Source organism: Rhizobium oryzihabitans (genome assembly GCF_010669145.1).
Lineage (GTDB): Bacteria > Pseudomonadota > Alphaproteobacteria > Rhizobiales > Rhizobiaceae > Agrobacterium > Agrobacterium oryzihabitans.
Genome location: NZ_CP048632.1, coordinates 2,231,371 through 2,257,014, shown reverse-complemented (window position 1 = coordinate 2,257,014; position 25,644 = coordinate 2,231,371). Strand labels below are relative to the sequence as shown.

Genomic DNA, 25,644 nt, shown 5'->3' with positions numbered 1-25,644 from the left:
TGATGTCGGCATACCGGGCCTCCCCTGCCGATCTTTTTGCGGAAAGGGTCCGCAGCCCTTTGATCAGCGGCGGTTTCGCAACTGGTCGATCCAGACGGTGACCAGAATGACGAGGCCGATGATGATCTGTTGCGTGAAGGCGGAGACGCCATTCATATTGAGACCGTTGCGCAGGATGCCGATGACAAAGGCGCCGATGGCCGTGCCGGAAATCGTACCCACGCCGCCGATGAGCGATGTGCCGCCGATGACGGCGCTGGCGATTGCATCCAGCTCATACATCACGCCCTCATTCGGCTGGGCGGTGACGAGGCGCGACATCAGCACGCAACCCGTCAACCCTGCGAGCGTGCCGGACAGGATGTAGGTGAAATTGGTGACGCGGGCGACGTTGACGCCGGAAAGGCGTGCCGCCTCCGCATTTGAACCGACGGCATAGATATGACGGCCGAGGATCGAGCGGTTGAGCATGAAGGAGACGGCAAGCGCAATCACCACCATCAGGATGACAGGGTAGGGAATGCCCGGAAACACCACGTTCGGAAAGCCGTCATCACCGATGTTGACGATGCGGAAGAGAGCGCCATTGCCAAGTTCGCCGAAGGATTCGCCAAGACCGGAAACCGCGCGCGCGCCGGTGATTTGCAGCGCCACGCCGCGGGCAATCAGCATCATGCCGAGAGTGGCGATAAAGGGCGGCAGCTTGAAGCGGGTAACCAGAAGGCCGTTGATGAGACCGCAGAGAGACCCCGTCAGAACACCAAGAAACATGCCGACCGGCACCGGCATGCCAAGTTCCTTCACCGCAAGGGCGGCGACGACCCCGGCCAGGGCAAGCACAGAGCCGACGGAAAGATCGATGCCGCCGGTGATGATGACGCAGGTCGCACCGATGCCGAGCAAGGCGATGGACGTGACCTGAAGCGCAATGGTCATGGCATTGTTGACGGAGAAGAAGGCGCTGCTGGTGGCGGAAAACACCATAACCAGCACAACGAGACTGCCAAGCGCCGCAAACTTCTGGATAATATCCTTCTGGCGGTCGCTGAAGGCGAAGCTCTTCTTGGGTTCTGCAATATTAGCCATGTCGTTCCTCACTGCGCGGCCCGGCCGTAACCGGACGCATACCGCATGATTTCTTCCTGATTGGTCTTGGCGGTCTCAAGCACGCCCGTGATCCGGCCCTGGTGGAAGACGGCGATACGATCCGTCAGCCCCAGAATTTCCGGCAGTTCCGAACTGATGAGAATGACACCAATCCCCTGCGCGGCCAGTTCATCCATGATCTTGTAGATCGCAAATTTCGCGCCGACATCGATACCGCGTGTCGGCTCATCGAAGAACAACACGCGCGACTGCCGGAACAGCCATTTGCCGATAATGATTTTCTGCTGATTGCCGCCCGAGAGCAGCCGCACCGTCTGCTCGATCGAGGGCGTGCGAATATTCAGAAGGTCGACATAACGCTTGGCGACATCGTCATGTTTCTTGAAATCGATCAGTCCGAAACGGTTGGACACCTCGCCGATATTGGCAAGCGTCGTATTGGCCGCAACCGACATCTTGACGGCAAGACCATCACTCTTTCGGTCTTCCGAGAGATAGGCGATGCCTTCCCTGATGGCGTCCTGCGGTGAGTTGATCGAAAGTTCGCGCCCATTAAAAACGATCTTGCCCGCATCCAGAGGATCGGCGCCAAAGATCGCCCGCGCGACCTCGGTTCGACCCGCACCCATCAGCCCGGCAAAACCGAGAATTTCACCCCGGCGCAGCGAAAAACCGACATCGTGGAACACGCCGCTGCGTGTCAGCCCTTCCACGGAGAAGATAATGTCTTGCGTAGGATGCGAGGTGCGCTCGGGGAATTTGTCCTCGAGAGAACGTCCGACCATGCGCGTGACGATATCGTCAACGGTGATCGACGCGAAATCATCGGTCGAAATATAGCGTCCGTCGCGCAGAACCGTTACCCGGTCGACGATCTCGGCCATTTCATCGAGACGATGGGAAATATAGACGATGCCGACGCCGGATGCCTTGAGATCGCGGATGACCTTGAACAGCAGCCTTGTCTCCTGCTCGGTCAGCGAGGAGGTGGGCTCATCCATGATGAGGACTTCGGCATCGAGAGAAAGAGCCTTGGCAATCTCCACCATCTGACATTGGGCGACCGAGAGACCGCGAACGGTCTGGTCCGGGTCAATATCGACGCCAAGCCGATCAAGACAGCGCTTGGCATCGAGCCGCAGCTTCTTGCGATCAACGAGGAAACCCCGCCGGGGCTCGCGGGCGAGATAGATGTTTTCGGCGACAGAGAGATGCGGAACGAGGTTGAGTTCCTGATGGATGATGGCGATGCCGGCGGCTTCGGACTCCAGCGGCGATGCATATTGCACCTTAACGCCCTTATGCAGGATCGTGCCGTCGCTCGGCTGATAGACGCCGCTGACGATTTTCATCAGCGTCGATTTTCCCGCGCCATTTTCGCCGCAGACGGCATGCACTTCACCGCTGCGCAAATCGAAATGCACGTTCGACAGCGCCTTGACGCCCGGAAATTCCTTGCTGATGTTTTCAAGACGCAGAAGAACGGAGCGCTCGTCGCGCGCCATCTCCTCAGGCGAAAAATCGCCCCGAATTGTCGATGCGCCCTGCGACATCTGGAAACCTCCCACCCGTGCTCCCCGCTCCACCGGGGTACCATGAACAGGCCAAATGGTTAGGCCGGTTTTCTGGAATGGTCAAGCCAATTTGGTCAAAATTTGGATAAGGGCTCAAGAAAGAACACAATCATCAGAAGCTAGAATCCGCAATAGTGTTGTAAATTCTTATATTTAAGTAATTTCTTGCGTATTGATACGCTTGGCGTTACGGTAAGGCCAAATGCAGATTGAAGACAGGGCTCGTTAGAAAACACATGAATGGTCAGGCCAAAATAGCGGAACCACGCAGGCTTTATCAGCAGATTGCGGACCAGATACGCGAGCTCATCGATTTGGGCGAGTTTCTGCCCGGAACGCGGCTTCCGGCCGAGCGGGAACTGGCACAGAAACTCGGCGTCTCCAGACCCTCCCTGCGCGAGGCGCTGATCGCACTGGAAATCGACAACACCGTCGAAATTCGCATGGGTTCCGGTGTCTATGTATCAACCGAAGCTCTGCAGACCACCCATCACACCAAGTCGCTGGGCGACAGCCCGTCTGAACTGATGCAGGCGCGGGCGGCACTGGAAGGCGCAACCATCGTGTTGGCGGCAAGCCGCATGACGGAGGAAACCATTGCCAGCCTTCGCCAGATACTAAACACCATGCAGAAGGAAATCGAGGCGGGACGCAAGCCTCTCGATCAGGACCGGCTGTTTCATGTCACCATTGCCGAACAATCCGGAAACAGCGTTCTGGCGCGGCTGGTGGCAAACCTCTTTGATGAGCGGCACAGCCCCATTTCGGCCCAGCTGCGCGTGAAATTTGAGGATCGCGACACCTGGGCCTTCGCCCTTCAGGAACACGAAGCCATTCTGGCGGCACTGGAGCTGAAAGACCCGCTGCTGGCGCAGGCCGCAATGCACATCCATCTCGAAGGCTCCAAGAGGCGCTGGGTTGATAGTTGAATCTAAAATATAGCAGGCAATATACCGGGAGGAGGAAAACCCGTGAGTGAGAATTCCGAGGCAACCATTTTGCTGAACGCCAACGACAATGTCGCGGTGGCGCGCCGGTCCATTCCGGCCGGTGGTGCGACGGGCAGGGGCGATCTGACGGCGCTTGAACTGATCGGACGCGGACACAAGGTGGCCCTGAAGCTCATCAGATCCGGAGACGAGGTCCTGAAATACGGGCAGGTAATCGGCATCGCCACACAGGATATCGAGCCTGGCCGGCACGTGCATCTGCACAATCTCGCCATGGTGCCCTCCGAACATGCGCATCAGTTCAGTGTCGATATTGAGGAAAAGGGCATGGTGCCCGAGGCCGACCGCCGGACCTTCATGGGTTATGATCGCGGTCTCGGTGGCGTCGGCACGCGCAACTACATCGGCGTCATCGCTTCCGTGAACTGTTCCGCCACGGTATCGCGCTACATCGCCGATTATTTCAACAAGCAGGGCGGCCTTGAAGGTTTCGACAATGTCGATGGTGTCGTGGCGCTGACGCATGGCGGCGGCTGCGCGCTCAACACGAAATCGGAAGGATACCGCCTTCTGATCCGCACCATTCAGGGTTATGCCCGCCATCCAAATTTCGGTGGCATTCTGTTGATCGGCCTCGGTTGCGAAACAAACCAGATTGCCCCCATCCTCGAACACTACAAGATGGAGGAAGGCGAGCGCCTGCGCACCATGACCATCCAGCAGCATGGCGGCACGCGAAAGACGATCGACGCGGCGATTGCCGAGATCAAGGCCATGCTGCCGATGGTCAATGCCGCCCGCAGAACCGAACAACCCCTTTCAAAGCTGAAAGTGGCGCTGGAATGTGGTGGCTCTGACGGCTATTCCGGCATATCGGCGAACCCGGCACTCGGTTACGCCTCCGATCTCATTGTCCGTAACGGCGGCACGACGGTTCTTTCCGAGACACCGGAAATCTACGGCGCCGAGCACCTCCTGACGAAGCGGGCCATCACACCTGCGGTCGCCGAAAAGCTGCTGCAGCGCATCGACTGGTGGCGGGATTATACCGCCCGTAATGGCGACGAGCTGAACAACAACCCGTCCCACGGCAACAAGCTCGGCGGCCTGACCACCATTCTGGAAAAATCGCTGGGTGCGGTCGCCAAAGGCGGCTCCATGCCGCTGAAAGCCGTTTATGAATTTGCGGAAACCGTGACCGAACAGGGTTTCGTTTTCATGGATACGCCCGGCTACGATCCCGTTGCCGTCACCGGCCAGGTTGCCGGCGGCTGCAACGTCATCTGTTTCACCACGGGCCGCGGCTCCGTATCAGGGTTCAAGCCGGCGCCGTGCATCAAGATCGCCACCAATTCCGAAATGTATGAACACATGAAGGAAGACATGGATCTCAACTGCGGCGAGATCGTTACTGGCGCGGAAACCATTGAGGAATCCGGCAAACGAATTTTCGAGCACATTCTGGCGGTCGCGTCCGGTGATAAGACTGTCAGTGAGATTTACGACTACGGCGACAACGAATTCGTACCGTGGCAGGTGGGAGCGGTGACCTGAACCTGCGCATTCCAGTAAAACTGCGTAGCGGTTTTGCATCCGGAAAATGCGGGAGATGAAATCCGACTGTCCCACGTGAAACAAAAGGCCCGGAAATCACTTTCCGGGCCTTTTCCCATTCTGATAGGGGTATTCTCGCTCAGTGGCGGAAGTGGCGCATGCCGGTAAAGACCATCGTCACATTATGCTCGTTCGCGGCGTCGATCACTTCCTGATCACGCATGGAGCCACCCGGCTGGATGACGGCGGTGGCACCTGCGGCAATCGCAGCAAGCAGACCGTCGGCGAACGGATAGAACGCTTCCGACGCCACGGCAGAGCCACGTGTCAGGGGCTCAGTGAGCCCAAGCGCCTTGGCCGCATCCTCCGCCTTCAGGGCGGCGATCCGGGCGGAATCCACCCGGCTCATCTGACCGGCGCCAATACCAGCGGTCTGGCCATCCTTGGCATAGATGACGGCGTTGGATTTCACATGCTTAGCAATCTTGAAGGCAAATTTCATGTCTTCAAGTTCCTGCGCCGTCGGCGCACGCTTGGTGACAACCTTCAGCTCGAGATCCTCGACCATACCGTTGTCGCGGCTCTGCACGAGCAGGCCACCCGAAACGGTCTTGGCCGTGATACCGGCTACGCGCGGATCAGGCAGGCCGCCTGCAGCCAGCAGGCGAAGGTTTGGCTTGCGGGCAATGATTGCCTTGGCCTCTTCCGTAACATCGGGTGCAATGATGACCTCGGTAAAGAGCTTGACGATCTCTTCCGCCGTTTCCGCATCGAGCGTGCGGTTCAACGCAATGACACCACCGAATGCCGAAACGGAATCGCAAGCCAGCGCCCGGCGGTAAGCTTCGGCAAGCGTGGGACCGGTTGCAACGCCACAGGGGTTTGCGTGCTTGATGATGGCAACAGCCGGCGCGTTTTCCGGCAGGAACTCCGCCACAAGCTCGTAAGCCGCATCCGTGTCGTTGATGTTATTGTAGGAAAGCTGCTTGCCCTGGAGAAGCGTTGCCGTTGCAACGCCAGGACGCTTTTCGCCGGTCAGGTAGAAGCCGGCACTCTGATGCGGGTTCTCGCCATAACGCATCTTTTCCTTCAGCGCGCCGCCAATGGCCCGGTAGTCCGGCGTCTCGATGGAAAGAGCCTGGGCAAACCAGTTGGAAATCACCGCATCATAAGCGGCCGTGCGGGCATAGGCCTTGGCGGCAAATCTCTGGCGCAGCGCATAGGATGTCTGGCCGTCATCCGCCTGCAGGGCTTCAACCAGTGCCGGGTAGTCTGAAGGATCGGTGACAACAGTGACATAAGCGTGGTTCTTGGCCGAAGCGCGGATCATCGCCGGGCCGCCGATGTCGATATTCTCGACCGTTGTCGGATAATCGCCGCCCTTGGCGCGAACTTCTTCAAACGGATAAAGGTTTATGACCGAGAGATCAATCGCCTCGATACCATGCGCCTTCATGGCCTCGACATGGTCGGCATCATCACGGATGGCCAGAAGGCCGCCATGCACATTGGGATGCAAGGTCTTGACCCGGCCGTCCATGATTTCCGGAAAATTGGTTACATCGGAAACATCCGTCACCGGCAGGCCCGCCTCGGCGATGGCCTTCGCCGTACCGCCTGTCGACAGGAGCTTGACGCCAAGCTTCGACAGAACCGTCGCCAGCTCGAGGATATCCGTCTTGTCGGACACGGAAAGAAGTGCCGTGCGGATTTTGACCTTATCGGGAGCGGGGATTTTTTTGGATACGACAGCCATCAGGCATACTCCGTTCAACAGGGAGGACAGGCTGGACTGGGGATTGATCCAGCAATTGCCGCCGCGTTAACACAGCTTGCCGTATTAATAAACAGCGGGGATGCCGAACGGCGAAAACTACACGCGGTTTTCGTGTGAAAACCATCCGGAACCATCTAGGCCTTGCGTTCGATGATCCAGCGGATTTCCCGGGTATTGGCAAGGTTGAAGGGCAGCTCGATCTGCTGCGAGGGCCGCATGCCGGAGGCATCGGCCATGAAGACATCCTCGGTGACGAAAAGCTCCAGCCCCGGCGCGGAGAACAGCCAGGTGGTTCCATCCGCCGCTTCAAGATAAACCGACTCTTCATCCCGCTGATGCAGCTGGATGTGAGGATGGATATGGAAACGCGATACCGCCGAAACGGACTGCAGCTGCATCTTTATTGCATCTTCATCGGCACGCAGCAGGTCGCGGCCTTTTATCTTCGTACCCGCTGCATTCAATTCGATTTCCCGCTCGTGATAGCAGCCGAAATTCTGCAGATATCCATCATGCGATGCCCACAGCACATCGTTGCGGTTTCCATCCGTTCCGCGCCTGCTATCGACCTCGCTGACACCGGAGATCATGATCGGCCCAAGCAGTCTCGATCGGGACAATTTGCAGGAAGACGTGTCCGCAAGCGTGACGGTGGAGTGGGCGGCCGTCGACCGGCTGGCCCGTTGATATTCCGGTGCAGCATTTTTCGGAAAACCGGAATTAACGATGAACCGGTTCTTGCCGCAGGACATTTCGAAGGACAGGCACCCTGAATGGGCGTTGCGCGAAAGCTCCGCCGAACTGGGATAACCCGTATCCACTATGATAACGGTATCGTCGGTGGCGAGCCGTTGGTAGTTCACGTCCGGCAGCACCTTGGAGGGCCGGCCCGCCGTTTCATCATAGCGGAGCACGGAGACGAGCTCATTGGCCAGCGTGGCTGTCGCGCCGTTGAACAGCGCGAGATCGCCGCCCTGATGCCGGAAAAACCGGATTGCCGGAAACATGCGGTCAATCGCCGGCACAAGCCCCGAGGGCAGATCGTGGCCGAGATTGATGTAGCTTTGCCGAAGCGGCAAAAGATCAAGCAGGAGATCCAGCATGACCCGCGGATTGCGCGAAACATGTCCGCCATCGGGGAGAATCTGGCGTTCCATTTCCTGAGCAAGCTTCATTCCATGCCGGGTAATGCGGGAGAGGCGGGTAGGCATGGCGATGGAGGCCATGGCGAGCGCAATCCTTATCCTCAGCCTCGCTTCTCCGTCAGGCGCATGTTTCACGATCCTGTCGAGGTAACGCACATGAAAGGCAAGACTTTTCAGGAAGCGGCGATAAAAGCCCGCATCTGCCTCATATAAAACGACGGGTGAATGGGAGAGCCAGGCGATCAGCCTCTGCGCCGCAATTTCCGGTGACCAGGCGGCGCCCGCAAGCCGCTTGCCATGGATGGCGATCCACTCGGCAACGATACGGCGCGCGCGCTTGCACGCCTCGCTCGATCTGTCGGAACGGATATGCCGCAGCCAGCCGAAGGCGTGCAGGCGTTCCTCAAAAACCAGCGAAGGGTAGTCCAACTGAAATGGCGAGAGGCCACCGGTTTCAACGACGCGACCGGCAAGCGCTATACGGCCACGCAACAATTCCTCGGCAAAATAGGGGTCGATCGCCCTCAGATCGGTAGGCGCCGCTACCAGCCCGTCGGGAACACGATTGGCAAACCGGGATACATGCAGGCGCAAAGGCGTGAGGCCGACGCACAGATGCCGATACGCCATCCGTGAAAGAAGACCGGCCGCATTCATGCTGCCTGCAAAGGACCCTAACAAGCTGTGTTTCCCGTTCACATGTTTTGTTTTTATCAGTGAACCGCGATGACCGGAACGTTATCGATAAATATCTAATGATTCGCGAGAGCTTCGCTTTTTTCTACTTCTTACGCAAGACACTGCTAAAAAACCCATCGACCCCACCGAACATATCCGGCGTCGTGCGAAGATCGCCCTCTGCGGTGATAGCAGCCTCCATCGAGGGCCAATCCTCCTTGCGGACGGCGACACGCTCAATACCGGGGTTTTCTGCCAGAACCTGCGCAATCATCGCTTCCCCTTCAGAAGGATCGAGCGAGCAGTTGGAGAACACCACGATGCCTCCGGAATCGACCAGAGTAAGCGCATGCCGCAGCATCTGGCCCTGAAGCGTAGCAAGTTTGGCGATATCGTTTTCATCCTTCGTCCAGCAGACATCGGGATGCTTGCGCAGCGTGCCGGTTGACGAGCAGGGAGCATCAAGAAGAACGGCGTCGAAAAGCTGCTCCGGCTGGTACTTCATCATGTTGACCTCCACCGTTTCGGCGTGAAGGCCGAGCCGATCGAGATTCTCCCTGAGGCGGCGAAGACGATTGCCGGATTGGTCCAGAGCAGTCACTTTCGCACCCGCAAGCGCAAGCTGCGCGGTCTTGCCGCCTGGAGCGGCACAAAGATCTGCAACACGCTTGCCGGACACATCGCCCATCAGCCTCACCGGCATGCTGGCAGCGAGATCCTGCACCCACCAGGCGCCATCGGCAAAGCCGTCCAGCGACGGGATCTGCCCTTCGAACTCCCCGAGACGGACGCTGCCATTCGGCATGAGCGTGCCACCCAGCTTTTCCGCCCACAGAGCCGGATCGGCCTTCACCGTGAGATCGATGGAGGACGGCGTCAGCTGTGCCTCGGAAATCCGTTCGGCAGTCTTATCACCATAGGCGGAAACCAGACGCGCATAGAACCAGTCCGGCAGTACCGGGACCTGCGCGATCGCCTGTTCGATATCAGCTTTTTCCCGACCCAGTCGCCGCAAAACGGCATTCACCAGCTTGACGAAGCGCCTGTTGCGCGGGTCGCGATGGGCCTGTTCCACAGCGAGATCCACTGCCGAATGATCCGGAACGTCGAGATAAAGCATCTGCGCCGCACCGACGACGAGAACGTGATGCAGCGAGCGGGCGCCCTGCGGCAAGGGGCCATCAAGCAGCATCGACAATGCCGCCTCGACACGCGGCAGATGTCTAAGTGCGCTGTTGACGATGGCTCTCACGAGCGCCCGGTCCGCAACGGACAGCGCGCGGTACACCGGATTGCCATTTTCGCTGTCCAGCATTCCATCGAGCGAGGTCTTCTTTTCCAGAACGGCTGCGAGAATGCGCGTCGCGGCAACGCGTGCGGCAAGGCCCGGCTTGTCCTGGAAAGACGAAGGGCCGTCTTCGCGGCCCCCACCATTGGCCGGCCTCGGTTTTTTGGACCGCGCCGGCTTATTCTGCGTATCGGATGTCAAGACCACGGCCCTTTTCGCTCGTTTTCATTGCCTCGCCCCGAGCCTGTGCTTGGAACCGAGCCTGATTTGCGCAGACGCTTATCATTCGACGGCGCCGGCGTCGATCCTCGCGGGGAAAACTCCTGCGCCATGGCATGCAGCGCGGCGACCCGGTTTTCCGTATTGGGATGCGTCGAGAAGAGATTGTCCATACGCTCGCCCGAGAGCGGATTGATGATGAACATATGGGCCGTTGCCGGGTTGCGCTCAGCATCGTCATTGTGAATCTGCTGCGCCATGCCGGAAATCTTCTGCAATGCGGAGGCAAGCCACAGCGGATTGCCGCAGATTTCCGCCCCGCGTCGGTCAGCCGAATATTCCCGGGTGCGGCTGATGGCCATCTGCACCAGCATCGCAGCCAGCGGCGCCACGATCATCGCGACCAGCACGCCGATGAAACCAAGTGGATTATTGTTGTTTTCGCGATTGCCACCGAACAGGAACGCGAAGTTGCCCAGCATGGAGATCGCACCAGCCAATGTTGCGGTGATCGTCATTGTCAGCGTATCCCGGTTCTGCACATGCGCAAGCTCATGCGCCATCACACCGGCCACTTCCTCAGGTGTCAGACGCTCCAGCAGACCCGTGGAGGCGGCGACGGCGGCATTCTGCGGGTTTCTTCCCGTCGCAAAGGCATTGGGCTGCGGGCTGTCGTAAATATAGACCTTAGGCATCGGCAGACCGGCATTATGCGAGAGATCGCGGATCATGTGAAAAAACTCGGGCGCATTGGCCTCATCGATCTCCCTCGCGCGATAGGCTGAGAGGACCATCTTGTCCGAATTCCAGTAGGAGAAGAGGTTCATACCGGCAGCGATGAGGAAAGCAATCATCATGCCGCCCCTGCCGCCAATCAGAAAACCGACACCCATGAACAATGCCGTCATGAAGGCCAGAAGCATTGCCGTGCGCATCATGTTCATCTGTCAAACTCTCCTTGTAATTTATCAGGGAATATTCCGGGGTTTATAAAGCCCGTTTGATTATATAATCTGGTAAACGGCAAACATATTTCAATATCCCGTCATAGGGAGGATTCTCATGCAGGATGCGGATAATGACAACGGCGCGGAGATGGCCAGGCGGCTTTCGCCTGCTGCGGAACGTGCGTTGAAGGAAGCGGAAGAACGCCGCAAACAGCAGGCGGATCTCCAATTACCGCCGGAAACCGGTGGCCGCGGCGGCGCAGAACCCGTTCGTTTCGGGGACTACGAAATAAAAGGCCGGGCTATCGACTTTTGAACACCGTAATGAAAAATACCCGCTAAAAGCGGGTATTTTTCAATAAAAACAAGCACTTGCTTATTTCTGTTCCAACAGCCGGCAGATCGCTTCCAATTGCTCCAGTGTACGGTAGCTGATGCGGATTTGCCCGGAGCCGCCCTTGTGGCTGATCTTCACATCCAGGCCGAGAGCGTCTGACAGGCTGCGTTCCAGAGCAACCGTATCGGAATCCTTTTCGGCAGCCGGACGCTTCTCGGCAACGTCACCCTGCGACTTGATATCGTTTTGCGCCAAACGCTCGGCATCACGCACCGAGAGGCCCTTGGAGACGATGGTCTTTGCCAGAGTGGCCGGATCGGACGTCGATACAAGTGCTCGCGCGTGACCGGCGGAAAGCGAACCATCGGCCAGCATATCCCGAACCGGATCAGGAAGCTTCAGAAGCCTGAGGCTGTTTGCAACATGGCTTCGGCTTTTGCCGATAATTTCGCCCAGATCGTTCTGGGTGTAACCGTGCTCGGCGATCAGCTGTTCGTAACCCATCGCCTCTTCCAGCGGATTGAGGTCAGAACGCTGCACGTTTTCGACAATCGCCAGCTCCAGCGCCGTACGGTCGTCGACATCACGAACGATTACAGGGACATCGGTAAAACCAGCCAGCTGCGCCGCGCGCCAACGCCTTTCACCAGCGATAATCTCGTAACGGTTGACGCCAACTGTCCGCACCACCACAGGCTGAACAATTCCGTGCTGACGAATGGATGCAGCGAGATCCTGCAGCTCATTCTCATCAAAATGACGGCGCGGGTTTCTCTGGCTGCGAGCGATGAACTCGATCGGAATGGTACGATCAGCGTTGACGGCACGCTGTGGTTCGCCCACCGGCACCGGCTGGTCCATTTCACCGATCAGCGCCGCAAGACCGCGTCCGAGACGACGCTTGGAAAGATCATCACTCATAAGATATTACTCCATACAGTCCGGCAGACGTCACGCGGCCTTGCGCAGACGTTCTCTCTGGATCACTTCAGACGCCAGTTGCAGATAGGCCTGGCTACCCGCACATTTCAGGTCGTAAAGAATGGCAGGCTTACCATAAGACGGCGCCTCGGAAACACGCACATTCCGCGGAATGAGAGTGTGGTAAACCTTCTCACCCAGATGCGCACGCACATCGGTCACGACCTGTTGCGCAAGATTATTGCGCGCATCGAACATCGTTAGAACGATGCCCTGAATATCGAGCTGCGGGTTGACCGAGCCACGTATCTGGCTGACGGTATCCAGCAACTGGCTGAGACCTTCCAGCGCGAAGAACTCGCATTGCAGCGGCACCAGCACAGAATGTGCGGCCGTCATGGCATTCATGGTCAAAAGATTAAACGAAGGCGGGCAGTCTACGAGGATATAGGAATAGCCTCGCGCTTCCTGCGTCTCCATGGCGGCACGCAGAAGAAAGACACGATTGGCGACATTGGCGACCTGCATCTCGAAGCCAAGCAGATCCATCGTGGAAGGAACGATATCGAGGCTTGGAACCGCTGTCGGGACCGCAACTTCGGCAATGGTGTTATCACCTACCAGAAGATCGTAGGACGAGAGCTTACGCTCTTTACGGTCAATTCCAAGTCCTGTGCTCGCATTGCCCTGCGGATCAAGATCGATGATCAGCACGCGCTCGCCAATTGCCGCCAACGCGGTAGCCAGATTGATGGCCGTCGTCGTTTTACCCACGCCGCCCTTCTGGTTTGCAACTGCGATTATCCGGTTTTTTTCAAAGCTCATGCCGCACCTGGTCAGTTCGTCAGTGCCTCAAAATGAGGTTTCTGATTTCAAGAACAACAGAATCCGCCTCAATGGCACTCTGATGTTTTATCAGATCAAACTGCCAGCGGCCATGTGCTTTCTGCACTTCGGAATCATAATCCCGGCCTTTATTAAAATAGGCCTTGAGATTTGGATTATTCCGCGCCCAAGGGTGAATATAGTCGAAAAGCAGATCCAGCTCAGCCAGCGCTCTTGCGGAAACGGCATCGCAGTTTTTAACGGATTCGGGCGCTTTTTCAATTCTGACCGGATGAACAGAGCCTCTCGCGCCGGTTTCCTTTAGCGCGATTCGCAGAAATGCAGCTTTCTTATTGTTGCTTTCAACGAGATCGACCCAGCCTTCGCCAAGCTCCGCAAGAAAAATAGCGGTGATGACGCCGGGAAATCCGCCGCCGCTACCCAGATCTATCCATTTCTGAGGGGCAGGGGAGAGCTGGAAAATCTGCGCACTGTCAGCGACGTGCCTGCTCCAAAGCTCAGTAAGAGTCGAAGGCGCCACCAGATTTGTGGTTTTATTCCACTTCTTGAAAAGCTCGACAAAATGCTCGAGCCTCTCTTGTGTTTCACGTGAAACACTCTGGCCGTTTATCTTCATAATCCGACTCGCTATTGGTGCATGCGCAGTTTTTCGTTTCGCGTTGCGGAGCTCTTCCGCAAAAGTGCGAGCAGCAGCGATATCGCAGCAGGTGTCATACCGTCAACACGGGCAGCCTGCGCAATGTTCTCTGGGCGCGCCTTTTCCAGCTTTTGTTTCAGCTCATTGGATAGACCGGACAAAGTCTGAAAATCGAAGTCATCGGGAATCTTCCTGTCCTCGTCGCGCTTGATATCGACAATATCCGCACTCTGGCGTTGCATGTAGACGGCGTAACTTGCCTCAATCTGCAATACCTCAGCAACCTTGCTGTCGATAGATCGCAGCTCCGGCCAATGTTCGGTCAGCGCTTCAAGGGTCATATCAGGATAGGCAAGCAGCTCATAGACGGAGCGACGTTGGCCGTCCTGATTGAGCTTCAATCCTTGCTTGGCTGCCTGCGACGGGCTGATGGACATGCTCCTCATCAACTCCCGTCCCTGATGAAGATCGGAAAGGAAATTCGCGAAGCGCTCCTGCCGTTCACGGCCTATGATTCCGGCAACTTGACCAATGGGCGTCAATCGCAGGTCGGCATTGTCGACACGAAGCGAAAGGCGATATTCTGCTCTCGATGTGAACATGCGATAGGGCTCGCTAACACCTTTCGAGGTGAGGTCATCAATCATGACGCCGATATAGGATTCCGTGCGGCTAAAATGGATGGCATCCGCGCCACCGGCATAAAGCGAGGCGTTCAGCCCGGCAACGAGACCCTGCGCGGCGGCTTCTTCATAACCTGTCGTTCCATTTATCTGCCCTGCAAGAAACAGCCCTGGAATTTTGCGGCATTCCAGAGACGGCTTAAGCTCCCGCGGATCGACATAATCATATTCGATTGCATAGCCAGGCTGCAGAATAGTCACGTTTTCAAGGCCGGGTATGGTGCGGATAAATTGTTCCTGGACAGAAGCTGGGAGAGACGTCGAAATCCCGTTCGGATAAATGGTGTGATCATCCAGGCCTTCCGGCTCCAGAAAGATCTGGTGGCCGTCGCGTTCACCGAAGCGGGTAATCTTATCCTCAATCGACGGGCAATAGCGCGGACCGACGCCTTCAATTTGCCCTGAATACATCGCCGAGAGATGAATATTGTCCTGAATGATCTTATGCCCGGCAGGCGTCGTACGCGTCACGCCACACTCGATCTGCGGATTGACGATGCGGTCCGTCATAAAGGAAAACGGGACCGGATCCTCATCGGCAGCCTGGCGATCTACCGCGTTCCAATCGACTGTGCGCCCATCAAGGCGCGCGGGCGTACCGGTCTTCAGCCGACCCATGGCAAGACCGAGACGGGAAAGCGTTTTGGAGAGCCCAAGAGACGGCTTTTCGCCGACGCGGCCGGCGGGAATCTTTTCGGAGCCGATATGAATAAGTCCGCGTAGAAAAGTGCCGCTAGTCAGAACAACGGCGCCACAGAGAATCCGGCTACCATTTGCCATGATAACGGCAGAAACCCGGTCACCGGCCATTTCGATATCGAAAGCATCCCCTTCAATAATCGTGAGCATGTCTATGGCATCGATTTCGCGCTGCATCGCCTCTCGGTAAAGACGCCGATCGGCCTGGGTGCGAGGCCCGCGCACGGCTGGGCCCTTTTTGCGATTGAGCATACGGAACTGAATTCCCGCAGCATCAGCCACCCGACCCATCAAGCCGTCCAGTGCGTCGATTTCACGAACAAGATGGCCCTTACCAAGACCACCGATCGCCGGGTTGCAGGACATCACACCAATCGTTTCGCGCTTATGGGTAACCAGCGCGGTTTTCGCACCATGTCGTGCAGCCGCGGCTGCTGCCTCACTGCCCGCGTGACCGCCACCAATAACAATGACATCGAATGAGTGGTGCATATTCCTGCGCCTTATTTTAACCATCAGCACTGCCGCGTGGGCCGCCAATGTTTCACGTGAATCATTTTCCTATGCAGAATTCCGAGAAGATCACGCCGAGCAAATCTTCCACATCCACGCGGCCCGTAATGCGTCCGAGCGAGGTCGCCGCAAGCCGCAAATATTCTGACCTGATCGCAAGGTCCATGGCTTCGGAATGGAGCGCATCACTAACATAATTCAGCGTGTCTTCAAGACGTTTTTTGTGACGCGCGCGCGCCGGAACCAAAGTCTGCGCAGCGCCGACCCGCCTTTCGATCTCCCGTTTGATCGACGAACGCAACTCGGCCAAGCCAACACCCTCCTTGGCCGAGATGGAGAGATCATAATCCGAGCCTGCATTAGAGTGGGAAACCGCCGTTTTAGTTCGGACCCGTAACCGTCTTTGATTCTCAACCGACGCGGAAAATTGTTTCGGAATCGAATCATTATCCTGCAACACCAATACGAGATCGGCAGTTTCCGCCGTCAGAACGGCGCGCCTGACACCCTCCTGTTCGACCACATCCTGAGTATCCCTGATACCGGCTGTATCGAATATCCGAACCAGATAACCATCCAGATTGATATCCACACTCAGCACGTCTCTGGTCGTGCCGGCGATATCCGTCACAATGGCGACGTCGCGACCGCTCAGAGCGTTAAGGAGAGTGGATTTACCCGCATTAGGCTCTCCAACCAACGCCACCTTGAAGCCGTCACGAATGATTTCACTGCTTCCACCGCTCCGCAGATGACCGGCAATCTCATCTCGCAGCTGCGACACGGAATCCCAGACCTGGGACGCAACAGAATCCGGAACGTCCTCTTCATCGGCAAAGTCGAGTTCCGCCTCGATCATGGCGCGGGCACGGGTCAACCGATTTGCCCAGCCATCATAGAGCGCCGAGAGTTTGCCTGAGCTTTGCTCGACAGCCAACCGCCTCTGCATTTCGGTTTCCGCCTGCAACAGGTCGGCAAGTCCTTCAACTTCGAGAAGGTCCATCTTGCCGTTCTCAAATGCACGACGGGAGAATTCGCCGGCATCTGCGGGCCTGAGCCCCGGAAGATTGTCGAGTTCCGTGAAAATCGCGGCCATGACAGCCCGACTGCCGTGACTGTGAATCTCCACGCAATCCTCGCCCGTGAATGAATTGGGGGCCAGGAAAATGACCGTCAGCGCTTGGTCGATAATCTCATTGTTTCGATCCCGAATCGAACCCAACGCGACTTGCCGAGGGGCGGGAAGCTCGCGGCCGGTCAACTTCAACAGAGCCTCAAAGGCTAAGGGACCGCTGATCCTGATGATGGCAACACCGGCCGGCAGGGCTCCGCTTGAAAGCGCATAGATCGTATCGGTGGAAGCTGGCATCACGTACCTCGTCTAAAACAGTCAAGCCGCATTCGAATAAACGAATGCGGCTTTAAATCTTGGTCGAAGAATCCGGCTAAACTCCGGATCAGGTATTCATGGACTCGAAGAAGTCCGAGTTCGTCTTGGTCTGCTTCAGCTTGTCGATCAGGAACTCGATGGCGTCCATCGTTCCCATCGGCGCCAGAATTCGACGAAGCACGAAAATCTTCTGCAGATCCTGACGCGGTACCAGCAGGTCTTCCTTACGCGTGCCGGATTTCAGGATGTCCAGAGCCGGGAAGATGCGCTTGTCGGCGACCTTGCGATCGAGCACGATTTCCGAGTTACCCGTACCCTTAAATTCTTCGAAGATCACTTCGTCCATACGGCTGCCCGTATCGATCAATGCAGTCGCGATAATCGTCAGCGAACCGCCTTCCTCGATGTTACGAGCGGCACCAAAGAAGCGCTTTGGCCTCTGCAGAGCGTTAGCGTCCACACCACCGGTCAGGACCTTGCCGGAAGAGGGAACGACAGTGTTATAGGCGCGGCCGAGGCGGGTGATGGAATCGAGCAGGATGACGACGTCGCGGCCATGTTCCACAAGGCGCTTCGCCTTTTCAATGACCATTTCGGCGACCTGGACGTGGCGCACAGCCGGTTCGTCGAAGGTGGAGGAGACGACCTCACCCTTCACCGAACGCTGCATGTCGGTCACTTCTTCCGGGCGTTCGTCGATCAGGAGAACGATCAGATAACATTCCGGATGGTTCGCCGTGATCGAATGGGCGATGTTCTGCAGCAGGACCGTTTTACCGGTGCGCGGCGGCGCGACGATCAATCCGCGCTGGCCCTTGCCGAGCGGCGCGACGAGATCGATCACCCGCGAAGAGAGATCCTTCGATGTCGGAACATCGAGTTCCATCTTGAACCGCTCGTTTGGATAGAGCGGCGTCAGGTTATCGAAGTGAACCTTGTGACGAATCTTTTCAGGATCGTCGAAATTGATCGTGTTGACCTTTAGAAGCGCGAAGTAACGTTCGCCTTCCTTGGGACCACGGATAGGGCCTTCAACGGTATCCCCTGTCTTCAGCGAGAAGCGGCGGATTTGCGAGGGCGAAATATAGATGTCGTCCGGACCCGGCAGATAGTTCGCGTTTGCAGACCGCAGGAAACCAAAACCATCCTGCAGGACTTCAACGACGCCTTCGCCGATAATTTCAATGTCCTGGCTCGCGAGAACCTTGAGGATTGCGAACATAAGCTCCTGCTTGCGCATGGTGCTCGCATTTTCAACTTCCAGGGATTCAGCAAAAGTCAGCAAGTCGGTAGGCGATTTGCTCTTAAGTTCCTGAAGCTTCATTTCAGCCATGAAGGAAAGACCGTTTGATAATGTAATTTGGGGGAGGGCGTGTTCGCGAATCAGATGCTGAGGGAGATACCGCAGATGACTGAAAAATTCACATGCCACGAAGATGAGTGAGGGGAAAATAGCGACTGAACACGGCCGCCGCAAGAGGAAAGCACGAATTCCGCGAAATTTATCGTGAGAACCTCTTAACCGAAGGGTTTCACAACCACAAGTACGACTATGAGGATCATCAGCACCGTCGGAACTTCGTTCATCAACCGCCAGTGACGGGCAGGTCTGGTATTTTCATCCCGTGCGAAACGTTTGGCGCTGCGGGTGAAATAGACATGGGTGATGGTCAAAATCACCACCAGCGCGATTTTTGCATGCAGCCAGCCGCCGGAGAAACCGTAAACCGACCAGGCGAGATAAAGCCCCAATACCCAGCTTATCATCATCGCCGGGTTCATGATGACCTTGATCAGCCGCTGTTCCATCACCTTGAAGGTCTCGGACTGCTGTGAGCCAACAGGCGCATCGGTGTGATAGATGAACAGCCGCGGCAGGTAAAAAATCGCCGCCATCCAGGAGATCACCGCGATGATGTGAAGCGCCTTGATCCAGAGATAGAGATCGGCGGGATCGGCATAAAACAGCAGGGTGACAAATGCCGCAAAGACGCCAAGTGCTACGCCCGCCCGAAGGGCGGCTCTGTTTCCGGAACGGGCAGAGGTCTGTTTCTCGTCGCTCATGCCCCGGCTCCATAAGCGCGTACCCGCTGTACCAGCCTTGCGACGTTTTCCGGATCGGCCTGCGGGGTAATGCCATGGCCGAGATTGAAGATCAGCGGACCCTGTCCGAGCGCCTGTAGCACGGCATCGATGCCATCCTGCAACGCCCTGCCACCGGCCACCATCAGCATCGGGTCCAGATTGCCCTGCACAGAGCCTTCCTTTTGCAGATCGCGAGCGAAGCTGAGAGGTACAGACCAGTCGAGCCCGATGGCGTCTGCACCTGTCTTGCGGCGATAATCCTTCAAAAGATAACCGGCCCCCTTGGCGAAAGCGATGATCTTTGCGGATGGACGACGAGCGCGTACCGAAGCGATAATCCGTGCAACGGGCTTTACTGCATATTCCTCGAATTCCTTCTCGCCGAGAACGCCGGCCCAGGAATCGAAAATCTGAACCGCGTCGGCGCCGGCATCGATCTGCGCCACCAGATAATCAGCGGAGATATCCGCAAGGAAAGCGAGAAGTTTTTCCATCGCGACCGGCTCCTGGTAGCCGAATAGCCGCGCCGGTGCCTGATCAGGTGTGCCGTGGCCGGCAATCATATAGGTGGCAACCGTCCAGGGCGCGCCGCAGAATCCGAGAAGCGTCGTCTCATCCGGCAAGGCTGTGCGCAAGCGGGAAACGGTTTCGAAAACAGGCGAAAGATGTTTTAGGACATTCGCTGAATCTAGCTTTTCGATACCGCTCACATCGATCGGGTCCATGGCCGGACCCTTTCCTTCGCTGAAAGAGACGTTGCGATGAAGCGCGTCCGGTATCACCAGAATATCGGAAAACAGAATGGCTGCATCGAGCCCGAACCGGCGAATGGGCTGAAGGGTCACTTCAGTTGCCAGCTCGGGATTATAACAGAGCTCGAGGAAACTGCCGGCGATCTTTCGCGTTTCCCTGTACTCGGGGAGGTAACGCCCTGCCTGCCGCATCAGCCATATGGGCGGAGGTGTGACCGTTTGCCCGTTCAACACCTTTATAACCTTACGCTCGCTCATGCCACCCAACTTCTAAAAAATAAAATCAAAGAGATTTAAAAGATTTTCTATTTCTTAGAGTCGGTGAGTAGCAAGGATTAAAATCTTTCCAGTCGAAATGCCGCAGCCGGGCCTTTTCATCATTCTGCGAGCACAAGGAAATCGTTCTTTCGCAGAATAATGGAGAAATCGAAGATTCAATAAATTATTTCAATAATTTAGAATTTTAGTACCGAAGGCGTTGTCTGTGGATCGCTTGTGGAGAGATTTGAACAAGTTCCAGATTTTCAGACTATTCACAGGCACGCCGAACAACAAAGAAGCCACTTGCGAATTGTGGAAAAAAACCACTTTATCCACGGCGCGGCGCAGCCCGCAGGACAATCCGGAAGTTTGTCCCGGTTTATCAACAGCGGGAGAAAAACAGCGTGGAGAACAAAAAAAGCTTCTTCCATTTGCATCTGATTTCGGACTCAACGGGCGAGACTCTGATGTCGGCCGGCCGCGCGGTTTCTGCGCAGTTCCACGCCTCCATGCCGGTGGAACATGTTTATCCGATGATCAGGAACCAGAAGCAGCTTGCCCAGGTGGTGGACCTTATCGACAAGGAACCGGGCATCGTCCTTTATACCATCGTTGACCAGCAGCTGGCCGAGTTTCTGGATCTACGCTGCCACGCGATCGGGGTGCCCTGCGTCAACGTTCTGGAACCGATCATCGGTATTTTCCAGACCTATCTCGGCGCGCCCTCCAGACGGCGGGTCGGGGCGCAGCATGTCTTGAATGCGGATTATTTCGCGCGGATCGAGGCGCTTAATTTCGCCATGGACCATGATGACGGGCAGATGCCGGAAACCTATGATGAGGCCGATATCGTCATTATCGGGATCAGCCGTACGTCGAAAACGCCAACCAGCATCTATCTCGCCAACAGGGGAATAAAGACCGCCAACATTCCGGTCGTTCCCAACGTGCCTCTGCCCGAAAGCCTCTATGTGGCCACAAGGCCACTGATCGTCGGTCTCGTCGCGACATCGGACCGCATATCGCAGGTGCGTGAAAACCGGGAGCTTGGCGTTACCGGGGGATTTGACAGCGGGCGGTACACGGACCGCGCCACCATCATGGAGGAGCTGAAATATGCGCGGGCGCTCTGCGCGCGCAACAATTGGCCACTGATTGACGTCACGCGACGGTCCATTGAGGAAACGGCGGCAGCCATTCTTGCCCTTCGCCCGAGGACACGATAATCCGGATCGCACCATTCGGAGCAGACAGTCGATGAAACAAGAATTGATCCTCGCCTCGTCCAGCGCATCCCGCCAGATGTTGATGCGTAATGCGGGCCTGACATTTTCGGCAATCCCGGCGGATATAAACGAGCGTGCGCTCGATGAAGAGCTGGAGAGAAACGGCGCCCGCCCGGAAGAGGTTGCGCTTGAACTTGCCAGAGCCAAGGCCCTCGCAGTCAGCGCGCTCCATCCTGAAGCGCTCGTTCTTGGATGCGACCAGACAATGGCGCTCGGCACCCGCGTCTATCACAAACCGAAGACGATGGCGGAAGCCGAGGCGCACCTGCTTTCATTGTCCGGCAAGGTTCATCGCCTGAACAGCGCTGCCGTGCTCGTTCGCGGAGAAGAAGTAATATGGCAGACTGTTTCCAGTGCCGAGCTTTCCGTGCGGAAACTGAGCGTCGAATTTATCTCGCGTCACCTGCAACGGGTGGGAGAAAAAGCTCTGAGTAGCGTTGGCGCCTATCAGCTCGAGGGCGAGGGAATCCAGCTATTCACTTCGATCGAAGGCGATTATTTCACCATTCTCGGCCTGCCGCTTCTGCCTCTTTTATCGAAACTGCGCGACATGGATGTCATCGATGGCTGATTCACGTGAAACATTAACCATAAATGCCTTCGTTGCCGGTTACCCGATCAAGCATTCCAGGTCGCCTATCATCCACTCCTATTGGCTGAAGAAATTCGGCATTTCCGGCTCCTATAAGGCCGTGGAGGTCACGCCGGACGACTTCCCGAACTTCATTGCGACAATAAGGGCGCAGGGGCTTGGATCCGCCGTCGGCGGAAATGTCACCATCCCGCACAAGGAAGCCGCCTACAGGCTCGCCGATAGCCCTGACGAGGTGGCTGAAGAACTGGGTGCGGCCAACACCATCTGGATGGAAGAGGGTAGGCTTCACGCCACCAACACGGATGGTTATGGTTTTGTCTCCAATCTCGATGAGCGACACCCGGGCTGGGATAAAGCCGATCGGGCGGTGGTGTTTGGCGCCGGTGGCGCAAGCCGGGCAGTGGTTCAGTCCTTGCGGGACCGCGGTATTGGCGAAATCCACATTTTGAACCGCACTGAAGAACGTGCCCAGGAACTGGCCGACCGTTTTGGCGCCCGTGTTTTTTCCCATCCGCAGGGCGCGCTTCATGAGGTCATGCAAGGTGCCGGTCTTTTCGTGAACACCACATCGCTCGGCATGGACGGGACCGAAGCGCCCGAACTCGACTTCTCGCCGCTGGCAGAAAATGCCGTCGTGACGGATATCGTCTATGTGCCCTTGATAACGCCCATCCTGCAGATGGCGCAGGCACAGGGCATTGCGACCGTGGATGGGCTTGGCATGCTCCTCCATCAGGCGAAACCCGGTTTCAAGAAGTGGTTCGGTCAAATGCCGGAGGTCGACGAAACCCTTCGTTCCATCATCATCGCGGATATGGAAAAACATTGATGATTGTCATCGGTCTTACCGGCTCGATCGGAATGGGAAAAACAACGACGGCAAAGCTGTTTGCTGAAGAAGGCGTCCCGGTTCTCGATTCCGATGAGGTCGTGCACGCGCTTTATCGGGCAGAAGCTGTTGGCTTGATCGAAACCGCTTTCCCCGGCACGACCGCTTCCGGTGCGGTGGATCGCCAGAAGCTCGGCGAAGTTCTGCGGGAGAATCCGGCTAATTTTGGAAAGCTCGAAGCGATTGTTCACCCGCTTGTCCGGCAGAAACAGGAGGACTTTCTCGCAAAGGCTAGGGAAGAAGCTCGGCAATTCGCCCTTCTCGATATTCCGCTGCTGTTTGAAACCGGAGCTGAAGAGAGGGTCGATAAAATAGTGGTCGTCAGCTGCGCCCCTGACATACAGCGCCAGCGCGTTTTATCCCGGCCGGGCATGACGGAAGAGAAGTTTGAAATGATCCTAGCCCGGCAGATGCCAGATGCTGAAAAGCGCCAACGCGCCGATTTCGTCATCGATACCGGAAATGGTGTCGAAGCGGCGCGGGATCAGGTAAGAGGAATCTTGCAAAGATTGGCCGCCGGTTCAGGCCACGGAGAAAACAATGCGTGAGATCATTTTCGATACGGAAACCACGGGCCTTGAATCGAAACTGGACCGTGTTATCGAAATCGGCGGGATTGAGCTGATCAACCATTTTCCAACCGGAAAAACACTGCATCTCTATATCAGCCCGGAAGACCGCAAGGTTCACCCCGATGCGCTTGCGGTTCACGGCATTACCGACGACTTCCTGAAAGACAAACCGAAATTCGCCGATGTCGTCGACGAGATCCGTGATTTCTTCGAGGGCGCGCGCTGGGTGGCGCATAATGCGACCTTCGATATGGGCTTCATCAATGCGGAATTCGCCCGTCTTGGAATTGAACCTGTCGCACCCGATCTGGTGACGGATACGCTTTCGCTCGCCCGCCGCAAGCACCCGATGGGACCGAATTCTCTCGATGCGCTTTGCCGGCGTTACGGCATCGACAATTCCCACCGCACCAAGCACGGCGCGCTTCTCGACTCCGAACTTCTAGCCGAAGTCTACATCGAGATGATCGGCGGGCGCCAGACGGCGCTCGGTTTCGGTTCCTCCGCCAAGCAGGAAACCATCGTCATCGAGGATGACGTACCGCTTGAGCCACTGCAACGGCCAAGCCCCTTGCCCTCGAGACTGGACGCGGAGACGCTCGCGGCTCATGGCAAACTTGTTCTCGGCATGGGCGACAAGGCGATCTGGAACCGGTACCAGAATTGACGCGCCTGCCGAGACGTTGAAATGGCAAATGTGGTCAAAGAAAAACCCGGGCAAAGAACCCGGGTTTTGTTTTGTCAGAAATTCTGAAACGCGATATGCGCTGCTCAGTTCGGTACGGCCTGAACCTTGGCTCTCGCCTGTTCTTCGGCAACGCGCTGAGCGAACATCTGCGCAAAATCGATCGGGTCGATCATCAGCGGCGGGAAGCCGCCGTTGCGGGTAACGTCCGCGATGATCTGGCGTGCGAAGGGAAACAGAAGGCGCGGGCATTCGATGAACAGCACCGGCAGCATATGTTCCTGCGGGAAACCGGCAATGCGGAACACGCCGCCATAAACCAGCTCGGCCGCAAACAGAACCTTGTCGCCATCCTTGGCTTCCGCATTCAGCGCCAGAACAACGTCAAAATCCGAACCGGAGATCGGGTTTGCATTGACATTGACGTTGATGTTGATCGACGGCGCATTTTCACGTGCCTGGAGCGAACGAGGAGCGCCCGGATTTTCGAAGGAAAGATCCTTGATGTACTGGGTAAGAATGTTGAGGGAAGGACTTACTGCGTCCTGTGCACCATTTTCAGCGGTCATTACGTTTCCTCGCGGCGTGAATTCGTGGAAGGCGGTCTATCATTTCGACCCGAGCCTTACAACCCTTCGTGAGCCGGCCCTGGGTCTGTTCCAACGCGCCTTCAGGGTTTGGGCAGGTCGCGATCATCCGGCTTGCGGGACCAGGGAGAATCCTTCGGTCCTTCGCGGTGAAACTCTTCCTCGTCGAGGTCTACGACCTTGGAATTCCCGCTTTTTCCTTGATCATTGCGGAACCCGGAAAAATCACCGGGCTGCGGACCGGACTGGCTGCCAGACTGGCGAAACGAGCCCGCAACAACGACGCGTGGTCCGAAGGCTTTCCAGAAAAAGCGCCGAACCGTTTTCGACAACAGCAGAAGGCCGAGGATGTCGGTAATGAAACCGGGAATGAAAAGCAGGATTCCGGCGACAACCCGCATGGCGCCATTGACCAGCTCATCCGCCGGTTGGGCACCCGTGCGTCCGGCTGCCTGAAGGTTTCTCACCATGCCGATGCCGCCAAGGCGCAGGATCAGGAGCCCGAGAAACGACGTGAACAGGACGAGCGCCAATGTCAGCCACAAACCGATCGCTTTGCCGACAATGATGAAGCCGGCAATTTCGAGGATGGGCATCATCAGGATGACGATGGGGAGAAAGGAAAAACGCATCTTCTAGCCTTGCGTGTGCATCTCTGGCAGATTGC

24 protein-coding genes are annotated in these 25,644 nt (G+C 56.8%); 8 read left to right on the top strand and 16 right to left on the bottom strand.

Annotated elements, in window-relative coordinates; all coding sequences use genetic code 11:
* Positions 1-63: 63 nt before the first annotated feature.
* On the bottom strand, positions 64-1,086 hold the full coding sequence (locus tag G3A56_RS11700) for an ABC transporter permease (RefSeq protein WP_003492755.1): 1,023 nt from the start codon (positions 1,084-1,086) through the stop codon (positions 64-66).
* Between the two features lie 8 nt (positions 1,087-1,094).
* The gene (locus tag G3A56_RS11695) at positions 1,095-2,660 is read right to left on the bottom strand and encodes a sugar ABC transporter ATP-binding protein (protein WP_164056381.1); all 1,566 of its coding nucleotides are present in this window, start codon (positions 2,658-2,660) and stop codon (positions 1,095-1,097) included.
* 257 nt (positions 2,661-2,917) lie between these two features.
* On the opposite strand from G3A56_RS11695, the gene G3A56_RS11690 reads away from it, so the two are divergent.
* On the top strand, positions 2,918-3,610 hold the full coding sequence (locus tag G3A56_RS11690) for a FadR/GntR family transcriptional regulator (protein WP_003492759.1): 693 nt from the start codon (positions 2,918-2,920) through the stop codon (positions 3,608-3,610).
* Between the two features lie 42 nt (positions 3,611-3,652).
* Entirely contained in the window at positions 3,653-5,185 is a 1,533-nt protein-coding gene (locus G3A56_RS11685) for a UxaA family hydrolase (RefSeq protein WP_003492761.1), read from the top strand.
* A 139-nt stretch (positions 5,186-5,324) separates the two neighbouring features.
* On the opposite strand, the gene purH is transcribed toward G3A56_RS11685, so the two are convergent.
* The 4 genes from purH to htpX form a co-directional block, all read right to left on the bottom strand.
* Positions 5,325-6,941: a bifunctional phosphoribosylaminoimidazolecarboxamide formyltransferase/IMP cyclohydrolase gene (gene purH / locus G3A56_RS11680; protein WP_082183270.1), complete on the bottom strand. Its 1,617-nt coding sequence runs from the start codon at positions 6,939-6,941 to the stop codon at positions 5,325-5,327.
* Between the two features lie 155 nt (positions 6,942-7,096).
* Positions 7,097-8,764 (bottom strand): heparinase II/III family protein, encoded by a 1,668-nt coding sequence (locus tag G3A56_RS11675; RefSeq protein WP_164056665.1) that lies wholly within the window; start codon positions 8,762-8,764, stop codon positions 7,097-7,099.
* 124 nt (positions 8,765-8,888) lie between these two features.
* Positions 8,889-10,274 (bottom strand): RsmB/NOP family class I SAM-dependent RNA methyltransferase, encoded by a 1,386-nt coding sequence (locus G3A56_RS11670; protein WP_082184546.1) that lies wholly within the window; start codon positions 10,272-10,274, stop codon positions 8,889-8,891.
* Positions 10,271-11,236, bottom strand: coding sequence for a zinc metalloprotease HtpX (gene htpX / locus G3A56_RS11665; protein WP_003492769.1), 966 nt, complete (start codon positions 11,234-11,236; stop codon positions 10,271-10,273). The genes G3A56_RS11670 and htpX overlap by 4 nt, the downstream gene beginning before the upstream one ends.
* A gap of 118 nt (positions 11,237-11,354) precedes the next feature.
* On the opposite strand from htpX, the gene G3A56_RS11660 reads away from it, so the two are divergent.
* Positions 11,355-11,555 (top strand): DUF1674 domain-containing protein, encoded by a 201-nt coding sequence (locus G3A56_RS11660; RefSeq protein ID WP_003492771.1) that lies wholly within the window; start codon positions 11,355-11,357, stop codon positions 11,553-11,555.
* Positions 11,556-11,615: 60 nt separating this feature from the next.
* On the opposite strand, the gene G3A56_RS11655 is transcribed toward G3A56_RS11660, so the two are convergent.
* The 8 genes from G3A56_RS11655 to hemE form a co-directional block, all read right to left on the bottom strand.
* Positions 11,616-12,497, bottom strand: a complete 882-nt coding sequence (locus G3A56_RS11655; protein ID WP_003492773.1) for a ParB/RepB/Spo0J family partition protein — start codon at positions 12,495-12,497, stop codon at positions 11,616-11,618.
* 30 nt (positions 12,498-12,527) lie between these two features.
* A complete protein-coding gene (locus G3A56_RS11650) occupies positions 12,528-13,322 on the bottom strand; it encodes a ParA family protein (protein WP_082183273.1) in 795 nt (264 codons plus the stop codon).
* A gap of 19 nt (positions 13,323-13,341) precedes the next feature.
* Positions 13,342-13,959: a 16S rRNA (guanine(527)-N(7))-methyltransferase RsmG gene (gene rsmG, locus G3A56_RS11645; protein WP_003492776.1), complete on the bottom strand. Its 618-nt coding sequence runs from the start codon at positions 13,957-13,959 to the stop codon at positions 13,342-13,344.
* Between the two features lie 11 nt (positions 13,960-13,970).
* Positions 13,971-15,854, bottom strand: a complete 1,884-nt coding sequence (gene mnmG, locus G3A56_RS11640; protein WP_082183274.1) for a tRNA uridine-5-carboxymethylaminomethyl(34) synthesis enzyme MnmG — start codon at positions 15,852-15,854, stop codon at positions 13,971-13,973.
* A 61-nt stretch (positions 15,855-15,915) separates the two neighbouring features.
* Complete coding sequence (gene mnmE, locus G3A56_RS11635) at positions 15,916-17,244, bottom strand: tRNA uridine-5-carboxymethylaminomethyl(34) synthesis GTPase MnmE (protein ID WP_082183277.1); 1,329 nt, start codon at positions 17,242-17,244, stop codon at positions 15,916-15,918.
* A gap of 88 nt (positions 17,245-17,332) precedes the next feature.
* The gene (gene rho, locus G3A56_RS11630; protein ID WP_003492784.1) at positions 17,333-18,598 is read right to left on the bottom strand and encodes a transcription termination factor Rho; all 1,266 of its coding nucleotides are present in this window, start codon (positions 18,596-18,598) and stop codon (positions 17,333-17,335) included.
* A 185-nt stretch (positions 18,599-18,783) separates the two neighbouring features.
* Positions 18,784-19,329: a protoporphyrinogen oxidase HemJ gene (gene hemJ, locus G3A56_RS11625; protein WP_082183279.1), complete on the bottom strand. Its 546-nt coding sequence runs from the start codon at positions 19,327-19,329 to the stop codon at positions 18,784-18,786.
* A complete protein-coding gene (gene hemE / locus G3A56_RS11620; protein ID WP_082184547.1) occupies positions 19,326-20,360 on the bottom strand; it encodes a uroporphyrinogen decarboxylase in 1,035 nt (344 codons plus the stop codon). Before hemE ends, hemJ begins: the two co-directional genes overlap by 4 nt.
* 407 nt (positions 20,361-20,767) lie before the next feature.
* On the opposite strand from hemE, the gene G3A56_RS11615 reads away from it, so the two are divergent.
* The 5 genes from G3A56_RS11615 to dnaQ are packed head-to-tail and all read left to right on the top strand — an operon-like array spanning position 20,768 to position 24,372.
* Positions 20,768-21,589 carry a pyruvate, water dikinase regulatory protein gene (locus G3A56_RS11615; protein WP_082183282.1) on the top strand — a complete coding sequence of 274 codons (822 nt, stop codon included), beginning with the start codon at positions 20,768-20,770 and terminating at the stop codon, positions 21,587-21,589.
* Positions 21,590-21,620: 31 nt separating this feature from the next.
* Positions 21,621-22,220 carry a Maf-like protein gene (locus tag G3A56_RS11610; RefSeq protein ID WP_082183285.1) on the top strand — a complete coding sequence of 200 codons (600 nt, stop codon included), beginning with the start codon at positions 21,621-21,623 and terminating at the stop codon, positions 22,218-22,220.
* The gene (locus G3A56_RS11605; RefSeq protein ID WP_082183287.1) at positions 22,213-23,073 is read left to right on the top strand and encodes a shikimate dehydrogenase; all 861 of its coding nucleotides are present in this window, start codon (positions 22,213-22,215) and stop codon (positions 23,071-23,073) included. Before G3A56_RS11610 ends, G3A56_RS11605 begins: the two co-directional genes overlap by 8 nt.
* Entirely contained in the window at positions 23,073-23,681 is a 609-nt protein-coding gene (gene coaE, locus G3A56_RS11600; RefSeq protein ID WP_082183290.1) for a dephospho-CoA kinase, read from the top strand. The genes G3A56_RS11605 and coaE overlap by 1 nt, the downstream gene beginning before the upstream one ends.
* Positions 23,674-24,372, top strand: coding sequence for a DNA polymerase III subunit epsilon (gene dnaQ, locus G3A56_RS11595; RefSeq protein ID WP_082183292.1), 699 nt, complete (start codon positions 23,674-23,676; stop codon positions 24,370-24,372). The genes coaE and dnaQ overlap by 8 nt, the downstream gene beginning before the upstream one ends.
* Positions 24,373-24,476: 104 nt before the next feature.
* Here dnaQ and secB read toward each other — a convergent pair whose 3' ends face one another.
* Both secB and G3A56_RS11585 read right to left on the bottom strand, forming a co-directional pair.
* Positions 24,477-24,959, bottom strand: a complete 483-nt coding sequence (gene secB / locus G3A56_RS11590) for a protein-export chaperone SecB (RefSeq protein WP_003492802.1) — start codon at positions 24,957-24,959, stop codon at positions 24,477-24,479.
* Between the two features lie 101 nt (positions 24,960-25,060).
* Positions 25,061-25,609, bottom strand: a complete 549-nt coding sequence (locus tag G3A56_RS11585; protein ID WP_082183295.1) for an FxsA family protein — start codon at positions 25,607-25,609, stop codon at positions 25,061-25,063.
* Positions 25,610-25,644: the final 35 nt, after the last annotated feature.

Coding starts and splice junctions, on each gene's coding strand:
- G3A56_RS11700 (WP_003492755.1), bottom strand. CDS start 1,086: ATGGCTAATATTGCAGAACCCAAGAAGAGCTTCGCCTTCAGCGACCGC.
- G3A56_RS11695 (WP_164056381.1), bottom strand. CDS start 2,660: ATGTCGCAGGGCGCATCGACAATTCGGGGCGATTTTTCGCCTGAGGAG.
- G3A56_RS11690 (WP_003492759.1), top strand. CDS start 2,918: ATGAATGGTCAGGCCAAAATAGCGGAACCACGCAGGCTTTATCAGCAG.
- purH (WP_082183270.1), bottom strand. CDS start 6,941: ATGGCTGTCGTATCCAAAAAAATCCCCGCTCCCGATAAGGTCAAAATC.
- G3A56_RS11675 (WP_164056665.1), bottom strand. CDS start 8,764: ATGAATGCGGCCGGTCTTCTTTCACGGATGGCGTATCGGCATCTGTGC.
- htpX (WP_003492769.1), bottom strand. CDS start 11,236: ATGAACATGATGCGCACGGCAATGCTTCTGGCCTTCATGACGGCATTG.
- G3A56_RS11660 (WP_003492771.1), top strand. CDS start 11,355: ATGCAGGATGCGGATAATGACAACGGCGCGGAGATGGCCAGGCGGCTT.
- G3A56_RS11655 (WP_003492773.1), bottom strand. CDS start 12,497: ATGAGTGATGATCTTTCCAAGCGTCGTCTCGGACGCGGTCTTGCGGCG.
- G3A56_RS11650 (WP_082183273.1), bottom strand. CDS start 13,322: ATGAGCTTTGAAAAAAACCGGATAATCGCAGTTGCAAACCAGAAGGGC.
- rsmG (WP_003492776.1), bottom strand. CDS start 13,959: ATGAAGATAAACGGCCAGAGTGTTTCACGTGAAACACAAGAGAGGCTC.
- mnmG (WP_082183274.1), bottom strand. CDS start 15,854: ATGCACCACTCATTCGATGTCATTGTTATTGGTGGCGGTCACGCGGGC.
- mnmE (WP_082183277.1), bottom strand. CDS start 17,244: ATGCCAGCTTCCACCGATACGATCTATGCGCTTTCAAGCGGAGCCCTG.
- rho (WP_003492784.1), bottom strand. CDS start 18,598: ATGGCTGAAATGAAGCTTCAGGAACTTAAGAGCAAATCGCCTACCGAC.
- hemJ (WP_082183279.1), bottom strand. CDS start 19,329: ATGAGCGACGAGAAACAGACCTCTGCCCGTTCCGGAAACAGAGCCGCC.
- hemE (WP_082184547.1), bottom strand. CDS start 20,360: ATGAGCGAGCGTAAGGTTATAAAGGTGTTGAACGGGCAAACGGTCACA.
- G3A56_RS11610 (WP_082183285.1), top strand. CDS start 21,621: ATGAAACAAGAATTGATCCTCGCCTCGTCCAGCGCATCCCGCCAGATG.
- G3A56_RS11605 (WP_082183287.1), top strand. CDS start 22,213: ATGGCTGATTCACGTGAAACATTAACCATAAATGCCTTCGTTGCCGGT.
- coaE (WP_082183290.1), top strand. CDS start 23,073: ATGATTGTCATCGGTCTTACCGGCTCGATCGGAATGGGAAAAACAACG.
- dnaQ (WP_082183292.1), top strand. CDS start 23,674: ATGCGTGAGATCATTTTCGATACGGAAACCACGGGCCTTGAATCGAAA.
- secB (WP_003492802.1), bottom strand. CDS start 24,959: ATGACCGCTGAAAATGGTGCACAGGACGCAGTAAGTCCTTCCCTCAAC.
- G3A56_RS11585 (WP_082183295.1), bottom strand. CDS start 25,609: ATGCGTTTTTCCTTTCTCCCCATCGTCATCCTGATGATGCCCATCCTC.